Source organism: Emticicia aquatilis, from assembly GCF_014644295.1.
Taxonomy (GTDB): Bacteria; Bacteroidota; Bacteroidia; order Cytophagales; family Spirosomataceae; genus Emticicia; species Emticicia aquatilis.
Window position 1 is genome coordinate 157,452 of the sequence record NZ_BMKK01000006.1, and the last position, 15,888, is coordinate 173,339.

At 38.3% G+C, this 15,888-nt stretch carries 12 protein-coding genes; 7 read left to right on the forward strand and 5 right to left on the reverse strand.

From position 1 onward, the window contains the following. Positions 1-20: 20 nt before the first annotated feature. The 3 genes from IEX65_RS15720 to IEX65_RS15730 all read right to left on the reverse strand — a co-directional run bounded on the left by IEX65_RS15720 (position 21) and on the right by IEX65_RS15730 (position 4,176). The gene (locus IEX65_RS15720; protein WP_188767124.1) at positions 21-2,096 is read right to left on the reverse strand and encodes a ComEC/Rec2 family competence protein; all 2,076 of its coding nucleotides are present in this window, start codon (positions 2,094-2,096) and stop codon (positions 21-23) included. After that, positions 2,093-3,385 (reverse strand): acetylxylan esterase, encoded by a 1,293-nt coding sequence (locus IEX65_RS15725; protein WP_188767125.1) that lies wholly within the window; start codon positions 3,383-3,385, stop codon positions 2,093-2,095. The genes IEX65_RS15720 and IEX65_RS15725 overlap by 4 nt, the downstream gene beginning before the upstream one ends. A 77-nt stretch (positions 3,386-3,462) precedes the next feature. After that, complete coding sequence (locus tag IEX65_RS15730) at positions 3,463-4,176, reverse strand: GDSL-type esterase/lipase family protein (RefSeq protein WP_188767127.1); 714 nt, start codon at positions 4,174-4,176, stop codon at positions 3,463-3,465. A 176-nt stretch (positions 4,177-4,352) separates the two neighbouring features. Here IEX65_RS15730 and IEX65_RS15735 point away from each other — a divergent pair, with 176 nt between their 5' ends. Both IEX65_RS15735 and IEX65_RS15740 read left to right on the forward strand, forming a co-directional pair. Next, on the forward strand, positions 4,353-5,543 hold the full coding sequence (locus tag IEX65_RS15735) for an anhydro-N-acetylmuramic acid kinase (RefSeq protein ID WP_188767129.1): 1,191 nt from the start codon (positions 4,353-4,355) through the stop codon (positions 5,541-5,543). Between the two features lie 86 nt (positions 5,544-5,629). Then, positions 5,630-7,549: a 3-coathanger stack domain-containing protein gene (locus IEX65_RS15740; protein WP_188767131.1), complete on the forward strand. Its 1,920-nt coding sequence runs from the start codon at positions 5,630-5,632 to the stop codon at positions 7,547-7,549. A 102-nt stretch (positions 7,550-7,651) separates the two neighbouring features. Here IEX65_RS15740 and IEX65_RS15745 read toward each other — a convergent pair whose 3' ends face one another. Together IEX65_RS15745 and IEX65_RS15750 are read right to left on the reverse strand one after the other, a co-directional pair. After that, a complete protein-coding gene (locus IEX65_RS15745; RefSeq protein WP_188767133.1) occupies positions 7,652-10,207 on the reverse strand; it encodes a phosphoenolpyruvate carboxylase in 2,556 nt (851 codons plus the stop codon). A 181-nt stretch (positions 10,208-10,388) separates the two neighbouring features. Continuing rightward, a complete protein-coding gene (locus IEX65_RS15750; protein WP_188767135.1) occupies positions 10,389-11,369 on the reverse strand; it encodes an AraC family transcriptional regulator in 981 nt (326 codons plus the stop codon). A gap of 187 nt (positions 11,370-11,556) precedes the next feature. On the opposite strand from IEX65_RS15750, the gene IEX65_RS15755 reads away from it, so the two are divergent. From IEX65_RS15755 to IEX65_RS15775, 5 genes are all read left to right on the forward strand, one after another. Next, positions 11,557-12,693, forward strand: coding sequence for a cysteine desulfurase family protein (locus IEX65_RS15755; protein ID WP_229250734.1), 1,137 nt, complete (start codon positions 11,557-11,559; stop codon positions 12,691-12,693). Positions 12,694-12,766: 73 nt separating this feature from the next. Further along, the gene (locus IEX65_RS15760) at positions 12,767-13,900 is read left to right on the forward strand and encodes an XdhC family protein (protein WP_229250713.1); all 1,134 of its coding nucleotides are present in this window, start codon (positions 12,767-12,769) and stop codon (positions 13,898-13,900) included. Positions 13,901-13,958: 58 nt separating this feature from the next. After that, complete coding sequence (locus IEX65_RS15765; protein WP_188767139.1) at positions 13,959-14,699, forward strand: hypothetical protein; 741 nt, start codon at positions 13,959-13,961, stop codon at positions 14,697-14,699. Positions 14,700-14,890: 191 nt separating this feature from the next. Beyond that, a complete protein-coding gene (locus tag IEX65_RS15770) occupies positions 14,891-15,334 on the forward strand; it encodes an SRPBCC family protein (protein ID WP_188767140.1) in 444 nt (147 codons plus the stop codon). Positions 15,335-15,368: 34 nt separating this feature from the next. Further along, positions 15,369-15,845 (forward strand): (2Fe-2S)-binding protein, encoded by a 477-nt coding sequence (locus tag IEX65_RS15775; protein WP_188767141.1) that lies wholly within the window; start codon positions 15,369-15,371, stop codon positions 15,843-15,845. The last annotated feature ends 43 nt before the right edge of the window (positions 15,846-15,888 follow it).

Below are 15,888 nucleotides of genomic sequence, written 5' to 3' on the forward strand. Positions count from 1 at the left end.
GGAAGTTCTAAAAATTGTAATTATTCATTAATCGAAAAAGCACCTGTATCGTACAAAGAAATAAGATTGAGGTGTAGGCTATCGGCTTGGTGTTTGAGGTTTTCTACTACGTATCGTTTGTTGGAATCATCAACAATGATTAAACCCGTTTGGAATTTACTGAAAGCTGGGCTTAGTTCCCGAACGGCATTGTTTGAAAGCAGCACATAATCGGCGTTTCCTTGCAAATTTCCGTTGAATTTTTGTTGTAACCACAAGATTCTTTTTCCCTCAAAATCCAGAAAAGTTACACCTTGTTTGTTGGCGTACTGATTCAAAACCAATTCGTTTTGATTGACAACTCCGTGTTTATCATAATAGTTTTTGAGATGAAAATCATAGATTTTCTTACTGTTGAGCAGAGTCGTATCGGCAATGAACGTGGCAGATTTTCCATCAATGATACTAATACCTGATTTCTTAGGAATGAAATGAAAAGTTAGGGCTTTTTGATTACTTTGAAAATAATCCTCCGTAATATTCAGACAAAATAAAATGCTCATAATCAATAAACTAACTCGTAGATATTTGATTTCAGAGCGAAGAAAAAAGAGAATAAATAGCAGGATTGTTGCGTACAAAAACAACATTTCGGGAATTGACATCGAAAAACCTTTCAGCGTACCAAAAGGCAGTTTTTCTACGAAAAAAACGCTTTTATTCAGCCAAACGAGTGAATATTTTAAGATAAAAGTAATAATATCTGATAAAACAGGAATCGGAGCAATCATCAATAAAAGCAAACCCGCAGGCAAAACCGCAAACGAGAAAAACGCCACAAATGGATTGGCAATGAGGAAAAATGTCGGGAATTGATGAAAATAATAAACGCTCAACGGAAAAGTAAACAACTGTGCCGAGAAACAAACGCAAGTACCTTCCCACAAACTTCTGAAAATCAGATTATTGGGCGTAGCAAGTTGATTGAGATAAGGATACAAGAAAACAATGCCAATAATGGCCAAATAAGATAACTGAAAACCCACATCAACTAACCAATAGGGATTCCAACAAAGCAGTAAAAGTGCCGAAATGGCAAGTGTATTATAAATGTTCTGTTGGCGATTGAAGACTGGTGCTAATTGAATAATTGAAAACATAACCGTTGCCCGAAGCACAGTTGAGGAGAGTCCCGTAAAAACAGCATATCCCCACAAAAGCAGAATTACGACCGCTGCAAAGATTTGTTTGCCGTATCTTCCACGCTTTTTTATCCAATCCAGCATCCAACCGAGCAACAAAAACAATATTCCAACGTGCATTCCCGACACCGAAAGTACGTGAATTGCCCCCGAAGCTGAGTAAGCATCGAGTAAGTCATTGTCAATATCATCACGCAAACCAACAACCATCGCACTCGCAACTCTATATTCATTGGGCGTTTGAATTCGGGCTTTAAAAACGCTATCGGCATACTGATTGGCTTTATACGAAAACTCTAAAATTTTAGAAGGTGCTTCGTGACCAATTTTGATGTACTCCTGTCCCCACAAAAAATGGTGGGCATAAATCCCTCGGTATTGCATAAACCTACGGTAATCAAATTCTTCGGGGTTTTTCGGGGCTTCTACTTCACGAGGCATATCTTTTATCAAAAAAACATCGCCGTATTGCGGTTTCTCTGACTCTTGACGGTTGAAATAAAGGAGTGTTTTACCAGTAGAGTTTTGCCATTTACCATCAACTTTTATGGCGTTTATTTCGGCCTCAACTTTGTAGGTTTTGGGTTTAGTTTCAGCATTTGAAATAATAACAGCCTGATAATGAGTAAACTGTGGCAAATTTGTATAATGACTTGACTGATTGATAGCGGTTTTCTGATAAGTGAGCAACCAACCAGCCAAGAAAACAATAAGCATGAGTGTTGTTCCACGCAGAATTGGTTTTTGCGTAAAAACTGAAGCGATGAAAACAATCAATAAACCGCCAATCAAGTAATAGATATTTGTTGGAGAAAATGGCAAAGTAGTATCTTCCGACTGCATGAACAAAAAAGCAGTTATCCCCAAAATAAAAAACAGCAAGTATCTGACTACTGGAAAAGCGGTGAATTTCATTTCTTGATTAATTTATCGAGCAACCAATTTTGTATAACTTCATTTTCTTCGGGAAAAGTCCAATGACCTGTTTCTTGGTATAATTTTAATTCTTTTGGCGAAGAAATAGAATTATACGCAGCCCACATCGAAGTCGGTGGACAAGTTTCGTCATTGAAGCCCATCGAATAAATACACGGTACTTTAAGGTTTTTGGCAAAATTCACCACATCATAATAAGCAGCGGTCTTGATTTTAGCTTCAGTATTATGGTGCGGATTGTTTTTATCAAAAATATGTGGCCAACCGCCCGCACGACCTTTCAGATAACCAACCATGTCGGACATTGCTGGGTAAGTCGGAGCTGCCCATTTTACACGAGAATCAAGAGCAGCCGTAATAATCGACAAAGCCCCGCCTTGACTACCGCCCGCTACGGCCAAATTTGTGCCATCAAATTGTGGTAAACTTACCAAAAAATCATTGGCACGCACACAACCCATAAATACTTTTTTATAATAATATTGGTCACGATTATCTAAATTATAAGCCCAATAACCACTAAGTGCGGCTGCTCCCAAATCGGTATAAACGCCCAAATCCATTGTCACGGGAACTCCATGAATGCCAATTTCTAAGGTAATTACTCCTTTTTCGGCAGTTCTGACATCTCCTGCATACGGACGAACGCCCGCACCTGGTACACGCAACAAGGCTGGATATTTTCCTTCTTTTTTCGGTACACACAAAATGCCATATAAGCGAGTTGTGCCACCTTCTTTATAATTTTGAAGGTTTAGGTGATAAACATTCACCGTTTCGGTGCATCGTTCGGGAAGCAAAGTCATTTTTGCATCCATTGGTACTTTGGCAAGATTTGCCTTCGCTTTATTCCAAAATTCATTAAAATCACTCGGCATTTCCACTGCTGGTTGAATCTTTTCGGGTTCAAAAGCAGCCGTTGCCAGATTTCGGTATTCTTTTCCATCAACTTTGGCAATGACCGTACAACGCAAAAAGCCCGAAGTTGTCATTGTTCCGCCATCGAGTTTTATCACACCATCTTTCAAAACCGCACTATCTTTCTTTGTTTCAAACCTTTCTGGCCCGATTTGATAAGTGATTTTTGTGTTTTTCAAAGGATTTCCCCATTTGAGAACCGTTACTGAGAAAGTTACTTTTTCGCCAATTTTGTATGTCCAATCTTCGTGGTCAGGTGCAACCATTACTTTTATCATTTGTGTGGCAGGTTGGGCAAAAGCCAAACTACTGACAAGCAGAAAAGAGAGAATATAAACGAGTTTTTTCATTGAAAATATGATTTTAGGGTTGAATGTTTTTGTAAAAAGTGAGTGGCTTCGACTACGCTCAGCCACCCATTTCCACTTTATTTTAGCAAATATGGTCTAATAATTTTTGTCCAAGCTTCGTATCCTGCGGGTTTCATGTGCAAGCTATCGCCCACAAAATAATCACCATTAATGCTGCCATTTGGACGATACATCGCTGGGCGAATATCAATATAAGTAAAGTTTTTATGCTTTTTGATATAATCTTCAATCATGGCATCGGCTTTGGCTACTTTCGGCCAATCGGTTTTCCTTGAAATTGAAGGTTTCATCGAAATATAGTAAACTTTCGTTTTTGGCAGTCGATTTTGAATTAAAGTGGCCAATTCGGCAAAATTATCAAAAACTTGTTCAGAAGTTCGTTGAGGTTTTCCGATAAAAAGGTCATTTTCGCAATACAAAACAATCGTTTTTGGTTTATACGGCACGAGCATTCGTTCGGCATAATAAGTCATTTCGGGAAAAGTAGCCGCCCCAAAACCATGATTGATAACTGAAAGAGGAGCAAAATCTTCTTTCAAGGTTTTCCAAAGTCTGATACTCGAACTTCCGTAGAAAATTGTTTGTCCTTGTAGTTTTTCTAAGCCAATTTCGGCATCTTTTTTCTCATAATTCACAATTTCACTTTCAAGTCGGTCGATTTTATAATCAACTCCATCAGGCGGTGCAATGGGTGTGTAAGTTAAGGTGCGTTGGCAAGCGATTGTAAGTAAACACAAGAAAATAGGAAGAAGTAAAGTCTTTTTTATCATGAGTTTTGTTAGGGTTGAATTGATTGGAGAAAAATAGATTATCAAAAATACAGAAAACACTATTGGTTTTCTAATTTATTATCGTTCAAATCGCAAGAAATCAAATCTTGTAAAACTAATAATCTTTTTTAATCGTGTCTAAAATGATTTAGCTTTGTATTCAAAATATAGACATAATGAACCAAAACATCGACAAACTTTATAAGATAGCCCAAAAGGAAGAACGTTTGATAATCGGCTTAATGTCAGGCACTTCGATGGATGGGCTTGACGTAGCTTTGTGCAAATTTCGTGGTAGTGGTGGAGATACCGAAGTAAGCATTGTTGCCTTTGAAACGGTCGGTTTTGATGAAGATATTAAGGATGAAATCAGAAAAATTTTTGCCAAATCAACCATTGATTTTCAACAGCTATGCGTGCTGAACCCTTGGATTGGGAATCTTCACGCCGAAATCATTAATGATTGTTTGAAAAAATGGAATATTTCAGCCGATGATGTGGACCTAATCGCCAGCCACGGGCAAACGGTTTTTCACGCTCCAAAAATTCTTCATGGACTCGAAAAATTCCCGAATGCTACATTACAAATTGGTGATGGCGACCATATTGCTGTAAAAACAGGAATTATTACTTTATCAGACTTTCGTCAAAAACATTGTGCAGCGGGAGGTGAAGGAGCTCCACTGGCAGCTTATGGAGATTTCTTAATTTTCTCAAAACGAGGTGAAAATCGTATTTTGTTAAATATGGGAGGGATTGCCAATTTTACGTATTTAGCAGGAAATTTGGATGCAAACGAAGTTTTTGCGACCGATACTGGCACTGGAAATACGTTGATTGATGCGTATGTGAAAAAACATTTTGGCTTACCTTATGATGAAAATGCGAAAATTGCCAGTAAGGGAACAGTAAATCAAACTCTACTGTATGAACTAAAAAACAACGAGTTTTTTGAGAAACCTTTTCCAAAAACAACTGGACCTGAGCTTTTCAATCTCAAATATTTGACAAATGCCCAAGAGAAAAGCCAAACGCTTGAGCTTTCGCACGAAGATATTTTGGCTACATTATGCCGTTTTTCAGCCGAAACGATTGCCGAAGCAATTTTACAGTTCAAATCAGATTCTTACAAAATCTACGGAAGTGGTGGTGGCGTTCATAATCCTTTAATTATGAGTAATTTACAAAAACTATTGCCCAATTTTGATTTTCAGAAAACCGATGATTTAGGTATTTCGGGCGATGCAAAAGAGGCGGTTTTATTCGCAACCCTTGCCAATGAAGCAGTTGCAGGTGGACAAACAGATTTTGGTTCACGCAAGGGTGTTCCGAGTGTTAGTATGGGTAAAATTTCATTTCCTAACTGATTTTCACCACATTTGTATAATATTTTAAGCGAAACATCAGTCTATTTCGTTATTATTGAAAATAGCCTGAGTAAAACTTTATAAAAATGTACCCAAAAATCAGTATTAAAAGACACATTTCCCTATTGGGTTTATTGTGTATCGTTTCTCTAAAGGCCATCTGCCAAATTGCCATTTCGCACCCCGTTGAGCGAATGATATTTCAGCGAAATAATTCAAATCAAGCATCAATCAATATTGCTGGCACTTATTATTCGGCCATTGATAGGATTGATGCAAGAGTAGTAGCACAGCAAGGCGGCACAACAACTGCATGGACTACCATACAAACAAACCCAAGCAACGGCTATTTTTATGGCACGCTCACCGCAACAGGTGGCTGGTACAGCTTAGAAGTAAGGGCTTATAAAGACAACGCTCTGATTGATACCAAAACCATTCAAAAAGTAGGTGTGGGTGAAGTTTTTGCCATTGCAGGGCAATCTAATGCACAAGGTGGAGCAGGTGTAAGTACACCCGCTACCGACGACCGTGTGAATTCGGTGAATTATTCAAATGACTATAGTGATTATAACAAACTACCAATTGGGTTTTCGCAATTAGGAAGCACACCAACAGCAAATGGAGATTCAACGAAAATAGGTCCATTTCACTATGTTCCTTGGGCGTGGGGTAGGTTAGGAGACTTATTAGCCACAAAATTAGGTGTACCTGTTTTATTCTACGGTGCAGGGCATGGGGGAACTTCAAGTGACCATTGGAGTAAATCTGCACAAGGTTTACCGTTTAGCGGCCCCGACTGGATTCAGCAAAATTTAGGAGCTCCATATCGTGCATTAGAAAACAGTGTTGCCTATTATGGTAGTCTGACTGGCCTTCGAGGGGTACTTTGGCATCAAGGAGAAAGCGACCCCGAAACCTTTCTTGTTCCATATTATGAAAATGTAAGAAATGTTATTTACAAAACTCGTGAAAATACCGAACATAACTCTTTATCATGGGTAGTTGCAAGGGCGTCAAGAAATCCAGAGTCACATGATGGTGTCGTTATTGGGCAAAATACCCTTATATCTGGCTTTAATAATATTATCCCTCCAGTACCAAATGTTTTTGCAGGCCCAAATACAGATAATATTTATGGGCCTACCATCAGAACAGACGGAATTCACTTTGATACATATGCCGGGCAGATTGAGTTTGCCAATGCTTGGGATGCCAGCCTCAATAATACATTTTTTACCAATTCAACTCCAATGATGGCCTCTCCCTTACTCGCTATTTCATTGGCTTGCAATACAGGCAATCCGTCTGCACCAATTTTAATGACTGTTGCTTCTGATTATGATAAATATGCTTGGTCAAATAGACAAAACACAAACAATGAATCATTAGGAATTTCCAATAACTGCTGTGGGCGTTTTACAAATTTCCCACTATCAAGTTATGAAAATCTTAATTGGCGAACACTGGATAGTGTAGCTACTATTAATGTTTCGGCGGCAAGAATAGCTGCAAATGTTAGAAAAACTTCAAAAAAAGTACTTTTTAGTCCAGTTATTGATTTGACGAGCTTTGCATTAGCAACCAATCCTACTTTTACGACTTCGGCTATACAAGTAAGACCAAACGAAAATCTGACACTTACAGGAGCCAACTGTAATGGAAGTTATGTTTGGTCAACGGGTGCGAACGTAAATCCGCTTACTTTTGCTCCTGCTGCAACGGCAGCCTATACGGTTCAATGTAAAACCTTACATTGTATAAGTTCTGCTTCTTCGCCGCAATCTGTCATTGTTTCTTCCTGTTTTCCAAGTAGTTTATCGTTGAATGGCTCAGTGAATGTGGCCGAATCGGCTTATGAAAGTAAGCAGTCGATTCAGAGTAATCAGATTATTCAATTAAGTGGTAAAATTGATTATAATGCTAAAACCAAAGTAGAACTTTTGCCAGGTTTTGAAGCAAAAGCAGGAGCAGTTTTTAAAGCTTTTATTTTGGGGTGTGATTGAAATAGTCCACGGTCGATAGACGATGATTTCACAGAATAAGGCAACAAAAAAGGAGTTTTTCGCATGAAAAACTCCTTTTTTGTTGCTAAATATATCAGAAACTTACGCCGAATTTCGACTGGCGTTGATATTTCCAAACAACGAACGAGTTACCATTTTTTCGTAAACTAATCGAGTTGTTTCGTCGGTTGTTTCTTCGATTTTCTGTAACGCATATTGCTGAATTGTGAGTAGTGGTAATACAATATGCTCACGATAGTCTATCGAAAGTTTGCCAAGTGGCTCGCTTTCCATCAAAACTTTTTGACCCGAAACCAAAAGCATATTTTTTACCGTCAGTAAATACTCATCGTAGAGAATCTTCCAAAAATCGCCATATTCTGTGTCATTTTTCATGTAGTTGGTCAGTGGGAAATAAGTTTTGGTCAAAGCCATCATGCTATTTTCCATTAAGGTCTTGAAATATAACGAACTTTGGTAAAGCGACTTCAAATCTTCCAAACGACCTTCTTCGATAACTTTTTGTAAAGCCGAACCAAAACCAAAATACCCCGGTACATTTTGCTTTAACTGGCTCCACGAACCCACGAATGGAATCGCACGGAGGTCAGAAAGTGTCAATTTTTTACCTGAACTGCGTTTACTTGGACGGCTTCCGATATTAGTCAATCCATAGTATTTGAGCGGACTCTTGTTTTCGAGATACGACACAAACAATGGGTGTTCTTTCAATTCAAAATATTTTCTTACACCTTCTTCGCCCAACTCATCAATCAGATTGCGTTCTTTTTTGTCAATAATCGACCTATCATCTTGGAAAACATCATTGATGATTCCTGCCGAAATCAGTTGCTCAAAGTTATACATCGCTTGAGCTCTTGAGCCATACATCGATGTAATGGTTTGCCCTTGAATCGTAATCTGAATTTCGTTATTGGCAATCGTTGGTCCTTGCGAAGCATAAAACTGATGCGTTTTTCCACCTCCACGAGCGGGAGGGCCTCCACGACCATCAAAAAACTTCACTTCAATTTGGTTTTTCTTCGATACTCTCGAAAGTTTCTCTTTTGCCTGATAAATCTCCCAGTTGGCTTTTACATATCCACCATCTTTGGTTCCATCAGAAAAACCAAGCATGATTGTCTGATGATTTTTGCGATTTATCAAATGGTTTTTATAGTATGGCAACTGATACAAAGCCGACATTGTAGATTGGGCATTATCAAGACCTTCGATTGTCTCGAACAATGGCATTACATCAACCTTCACATCAGCGTCTTTATAACCGCAGAATCTGAATAAGGCCAACACCTCTAACACCGAAAACATCGATGTAGAGTTACTGATAATATATCTATGGCAAGCTCTTTCGCCATTTAAGGCCTGAATTTCTTGAATGGCTTTTACTGTTCTGAAAGTATCTTTCGTGAGAGCGTCTTCAAAATCATCTTCGTTGATTAAGAGTTCTTTTTCGGTCAAGAAATGAAGTTTTTCGGCGTGTGTCCATTCTGAATATGGTTTTGGCGAAATCTCATATTTCTGGTTGATTTCCTCCATCACCTTTTCATGAATACTGCTATCTTGGCGAATATCCAAGCTGGCGAAATGTAAGCCAAAAAGTTTTACTTGTTGGATAAATCTATCGAAAAGGTCTAAGAAAATCGAATTATGCTTCGTGATAAGTAGTTCACGCACTTCATACAATGACGCCAATAATTCTTCAAGTGTTAAGTCGTTTTTCAGGCCATTCATGTTGGTATAGATGCGATTACTGATTTGGGTCAATAATGGCATGATACCTTTGAGTGTCAGACGACGACAAACAATTTTGAAATCATTATAATAGCATTTCAAGATGCTTGTGCGTAATTCTTGCGAAACTTTCTTCGAGATTTCGGCAGTTACGAATGGATTTCCGTCACGGTCGCCACCTGGCCAGAAACCAAGTTCGAGAACTGGACTAAAATCTGATTCTTCGTTTTGAAGATAATTGTTGATTTTCTGATGAATCTCGCCAATTACTTGGTAGTAAACGTGACGAAGATAGAATATAATACTTTGTGCCTCTTCGAGTGGTGTAGGTTTTTGGTCATTGATAAATGGCGTTTTACCAAGCTGCTGCAAAAGAGCATCAATGCCGTTGATATCATTTTTCGGGATTAATTCCTCCAAATCTTGAATAATACGCAAAACGCTATTCGGGTAAAATTGCGTTGGGTGTGCCGTGAAAACAACTCGAACCTTAAAGTTCTTGAGTTTTTCTTTCACTTCTTCAAGTTTGTTTTGCTGAACCGCCAAATCAAGCGTGCTTTGCAATGTACCTTTTCCGTTGAGCGGAGTAAGTTTCTCAAAAGCCGAATCTTCAATACTATCAAACAAAACTACCTGACGCTCAATGTAGGTGATGAACCGAAACAACAGGTCGATTTTTTCTTTTTCGTCTTTGATGGAGGTGTATTGACTAAAGAAAAGATTGATGATTTCTTTGGGTTCTTTACCTTGTTCAAAACCTGCTTCTGATAAATCATGTAAAAAAGGCATCAACTGGCCAATCTTAGCCATTTTATCGTAAGGCAGCCTCGAAAAAAGCGTATTGAATACAAGATATTTGTTATGAACCTCTTGTGTAAAAACCGATTCGATTGAGTTTTTTGACATTCTTGTGCAAGTATTATGGTTTTGAATAAGCAAAATACGCAAAAACATACTGCACTTTGATGATTTAACCGAATAAAGTTTGGATTTTCTTGGAAAAATTAAAATTTTTCAAAACAAATAACAAAATCAGCAGAGTAATTTTAGAGTATTTGTACTCAGATAGTTTTACTGCAAGAAAAAATCAAAAAGCTTGACTATTCAGTACATATCCGAGTGGAAGATTTTTCAGACTGCCTACCGAAATATCGTTCAAGAATTTTTTTCGATAATTGGCGGGCGTAGTTTGTGTATATTTTTTGAAGGTCTTAATGAAATGATTATGATTATTGAAACCGCACGAAAAACAAATATCAGCAATATTTGTCTCGATGGTTTGAAGCAATTTTTTTGCCAGTTCGATACGTTTTTGGTTGATATACTCTACTGGCGAAATACCAAACTGTTGTTTGAAACACCTATAAAAATTAGGCTCGCTCATACAAGCTTTCTCGCTCAACTCCTTGACTGATAGTGTTCGATATAAATTATCATGGATATACTTTACCGCATACGAAAGTCGATTTGTATTGATATTTTGCTGGAAATTTTCGAGCAGAATTGTTCGGGCTTTCGTTTGCATAAGCCTGATTATCAACTCTTTCAGTACTAAATCAGCAAATACGTCTTTGGCTTTATTGTTTTCGGTAAAAATATAAATTAAGTGCGAAACCAAATGATTGATACCATTATCGTTGGTCAGATAAAAGTTCGATTCTGTAAAATTCCAACCATTTTTATCATCGACAAGCGGGAAATGTTCGTTCAGTTCATCAGTTATTTTCTTTATTTGTGGCTGCGAAATGGCCAAAGCCAAGCATTGTGTGGGGTTGTCTTCTTTGGCTTCGGGAAAATCTATTTGCATGATTTCATGGCTCGGCACAATTACGGATTCTCCAGGCAAAAAATCAAACGATGGCAAATCTGTGAGGTGCATCACTTTTTTGCCTCTAATCATACTGGCCAAAACAGGATTTGTGAATTGTAAAGCAACTTTTTCGGCTGTTTTATGGGTTTCATAGATATTCAATTCAGCATTATTCAACGTATAAGCTGTTCGATTCTCAACCAAATCGACTAATTTGCGGTTTTGTTGATGGTAGCTGATATTAAAATAAGGTTCCATTGCCAAAGGTTGATAGAATAGTTCTCTTAATTTATACGATTGTTCAAACTGAAAACTAAGATATATGTTTATTTCGTATAAATATTAGAATAATTATTAGTACAATTTTAATAATAATTTTACAAAATCACGATTAATTGTTGATTAATTATTCGTTAGAAGAAAAATTAAGTAAGCCAAGTAGATGATAAAATACCCGATTTATATGGATTATAACGCCACCACTCCGCTCGACAAAAGAGTTTTGGAGGAAATGATACCATATCTGACCGAACACTTCGGCAATGCGGCCAGTCGCTCGCACGCCTACGGCTGGAAAGCCGCTGAGGCCGTTGATACGGCTCGTCAACAAGTGGCCGATTTATTGGGTTGTACTTCAAAAGAAATCATTTTTACGAGCGGGGCTACCGAAGCAGTTAATTTGGCAATTAAAGGTGTTTTTGAAGCATTTCGTCATAAGGGAAATCATATCATAACAGTTAAAACCGAGCATAAGGCAGTTTTAGATACTTGTCAACATTTAGAAAAACTCGGGGCAGACGTGACTTACTTAGATGTTGATGCTGAGGGCAATATTTCGTTAGAAAATCTCGAAAAATCCATCAAAAAAGAAACAATTCTGATTTCGGTCATGGCGGCGAATAACGAAACTGGCGTAATTTACCCCATTAAACAAATTGCCGAAATAGCTCATCGACACGGCGTTTTGTTTCATTCCGATGCTACGCAAACCGTTGGAAAGATTCCGATAAATGTGCTGGAAGATGAAATTGATTTACTTAATTTTTCGGGACATAAACTTTATGGCCCAAAAGGCGTTGGGGCTTTATTCATCAGAAAAAAACTCAACCTTGTAGCCCAACAAGATGGCGGAAAACATGAACGAGGAATGCGTTCCGGAACCCTCAATGTGGCAGGAATAGTAGGTTTGGGCGAAGCTGCCCAGATTTGCCAAGAAGAAATAGATTTGGAAGTAAAAAGGATTTCGGAACTGCGAAACAAGCTCGAAACGGGTATTTTAAAGCAAATTCCAACGGCCAAATTGAATGGAAATAAACAAAACAGATTACCCAACACAACCAATATTAGCTTTGGAAAGATTGATGGCGAACAATTATTGATGAATCTCAACGAAATTGCGGTTTCAAATGGTTCGGCTTGTAATTCGGCCTCAACTGAGCCAAGTTATGTACTGAAAGCTATGGGTCTCGACGACGAATCAGCTTACAGTTCGGTTAGATTTAGTTTGGGCCGAATGACCCAAGAGAGTGATATTGATTTAGCCATCGAACACGTAGTGAGCGTCGTAGAAAAAATGAAGTAGAACAATTTTTTAAATTGTTTCTGCTGATTACAAGGAACAAGTTGAAAACTTGTTCTACAAAACAATTGAAAAAATGCCTTTTTACAGAATATACATGAAAGAAATTAAGCAAATTACAGAAGCCTATCAAAACATAGATTTTAGTAAAACCCAAGCCGCATTGGCAACAGTTGTGAGAGTTGAGGGTTCGTCTTACCGCCGTACGGGAGCCAGAATGTTAGTATTAGAGTCAGGCGAATGGATTGGCGGAATCAGTGGCGGTTGTTTGGAAGGTGATGCTTTGAAAAAAGCTCGTTTGGCGATGTCACAAAACAAAGCCACGCTTATTACCTACGATACTACCGACGATGACCCTTATCAGATTGGCGTTGGTCTTGGCTGCAATGGCATCATTGATGTCCTTATTACGCCCCTCGACCCACAGAACCCTAACAATGCTGTTCGACAACTCCAAAGTTGTATCGACCAGCGTACGCCTAATTTGGTAGTTACTGTTACGGGCATCAGTAAGGCACACGAAAGCATTGCTCTTGGAAATGTATTTAGGTTTGATAATGAAGCACATTTCACAGAAATCTTTCCTTTATCGCAGCTCAACGAAAGCTTAATTCCTGCCATTAATGAGGCACTTGATACAACCAAATCAAGCTCGAAAGAATATACTCTGGAAGATGGCACAAAACTTACGTTTTTCTTAGAAGTAATTCCTCCAGCTATTCAATTATATGTTTTTGGTAGCAATTATGATGTTTATCCGATGGTGCGAGTGGCCAAAGAACTCGGTTGGCGAGTGATTTCGGTTTGTAATCCAGCCAAAATGCACGCTTCGCTCTCCGAAATGGCCGATGCGGTTGTTCCGAAAGACCATCAACCCGAAATTGATGATTTCACAGCGGCTATTTCGATGTGCCATGATTACGAGACCGACTACCGAAATCTACAAATGTTACTAAAAACCGACATTAAATATATAGGTTTACTTGGTCCGAAAAAGCGTACAATAAAAATGTACGACAGAATGAGCAAAGAAGGCTCTTCTCTAACTCCCCAACAAGAAGAACGCATTTACAGTCCCGTTGGACTTGATATTGGAGCTGCCACTCCCGAAGAAATCGCACTTTCAGTTTGTGCCGAAATCCGTGCATTTTTCTCAGGAAGAGATGGGAATCGACTGAAATTTAGGCCAAAACCTATTTATGAAAATTAATTTTGTACTTCGGGGGAATGGTCATACTTTTGTCGAATATTTTTGCTAAAACTAACCTATGACCGCTAATTTTGTTACATTTTACTTGATATTAGTACTTATTACGGGGCCTTTCTTTCAATACCTTCCAGTAGCTACTTATCTGAAATGGGACGAAGTTTTGTTGGCAAAAATTCTCAACCAAGCACCAACAGTTTTTCTATTGGGTTACTTGGCTTTTCCACTCAATAAGGCAAAAAGAAGAGTAACTTGGCTTCTGATACTGTTCTTGATAAGTTCTATCATTCCCGAAGTTTATCATTATATCATTCATCCAGATAACCAATTTGCGGTTATTGTTATGAATAATATTGTTTCGTACGCAATACTTCTTTTTATATTGTTGAACAAAAAAAATAGCTTTGACAAAGCCTCCAAATCGGTTTGGGCTTGTGCTATTGGCTTTACGACACTTGTGATAGCCGCATTTAGTTTTTCGGGTATAGAGATTTTCCAATATTATATACCTGCTCGTCCATTCACTTTTCTAATCCTGATTAGCTTTTTACTTATCGCTTCTTTGCTTGTTTTCTTGAGTTTCTTCGTCAATCGCCCATTCAAACGTACTTGGTACGAACTCGTAGTTGGTATGATTGCCATCGTTACGGTTGACATTTATGTTTACACTTGCTTTTTCGTACTAAACTCGCAGCCAAACTTGCTCTATACCTATGGTAAAATTTTGTTTTCGGTCGGCTTGCTATTGGTAGTTGATGGCCTTTCTCGCCAAAAGAACAAAAAACAGATGTCATTCTATTAATTCGAGTTTCTTCTCCTTCCAAATCAATCCTATTCTCTCAATATTTTTGATAGAATACTTACATTCTTTTATACAATTCTTCTATCAGTCTTCGCTATTTTCTCGATATTTTTGTAAAATACAAAGAAAAAATTATCTTATTTAAAGCAAACTCCTGTTCTATTTTCCTCTAAAACTTAAATATTATCATTATGGAACTTACAGGTTCACATGTTTTACAAGCACCCGTACAAAAAATATGGGATTTAATTCTGAACCCAGAGTTTTTGGCAAAAGTTACTCCTGGAATCTCTCGACTCGAACAAGAATCAGGCGATTTATACAAAGCCATTGCCGAAATTAAAATCGGGCCAGTTCATGGCAAATTTGAAGGTTCTGCCGAATTGACAGACAAAGTAGAACACGAAAGTTTTGTGTTGAAAGTAACGCAAAATAGCAAAATCGGAAATGTAGAGGCCGATATTAAGATGCTCATGAAGCCCACCGAGAATAACGAAACCGAGTTGTCGTTTGATGGCGTAGCCAATATGTCGGGGCTTTTGGCTCGTACAGGAAACCGTGTGATGAGTGGCGTAGCCAATACGCTTACCAAGCAATTCTTCTCAAACTTCGAGAAAGAATTACAGAATCATTAATCTTCTATTCAAATCATATAATCATTTATTTTCTATGGCAGAAACAGTTAATATTACCGTAAACGGCACTCAATACTCGAAAGAAGTGGAAGGACGCACGTTGTTGGTACATTTCCTACGAGATACGCTCGGACTTACGGGTACGCACGTAGGCTGCGACACGAGTAGTTGCGGAGCATGTACCGTACACATCGACGGAAAAGCCGTAAAATCTTGCTCAATGTTGGCCGCTCAAGCCGATGGTAAAAGTATTACGACCATCGAAGGCATGGCTAATGGCGACGAGCTTCATCCGTTGCAAGAGTCGTTCCGTGAAAAGCATGGCTTACAATGTGGTTTTTGCACACCAGGTATGATTATGACAGCGGCTGATTTGCTCAATCATAATCCAAACCCATCAGAAACCGAAATCAGAGAAGCTCTCGAAGGCAATATTTGCCGCTGCACTGGCTACCATAATATCGTTGAGGCCATCAAAGACGCCGCCGAAAAAATGGCAGTTACAGCTTAGCTGTTTCTGCTTAATGGATAATGTAAAATTTATTATGGATAAT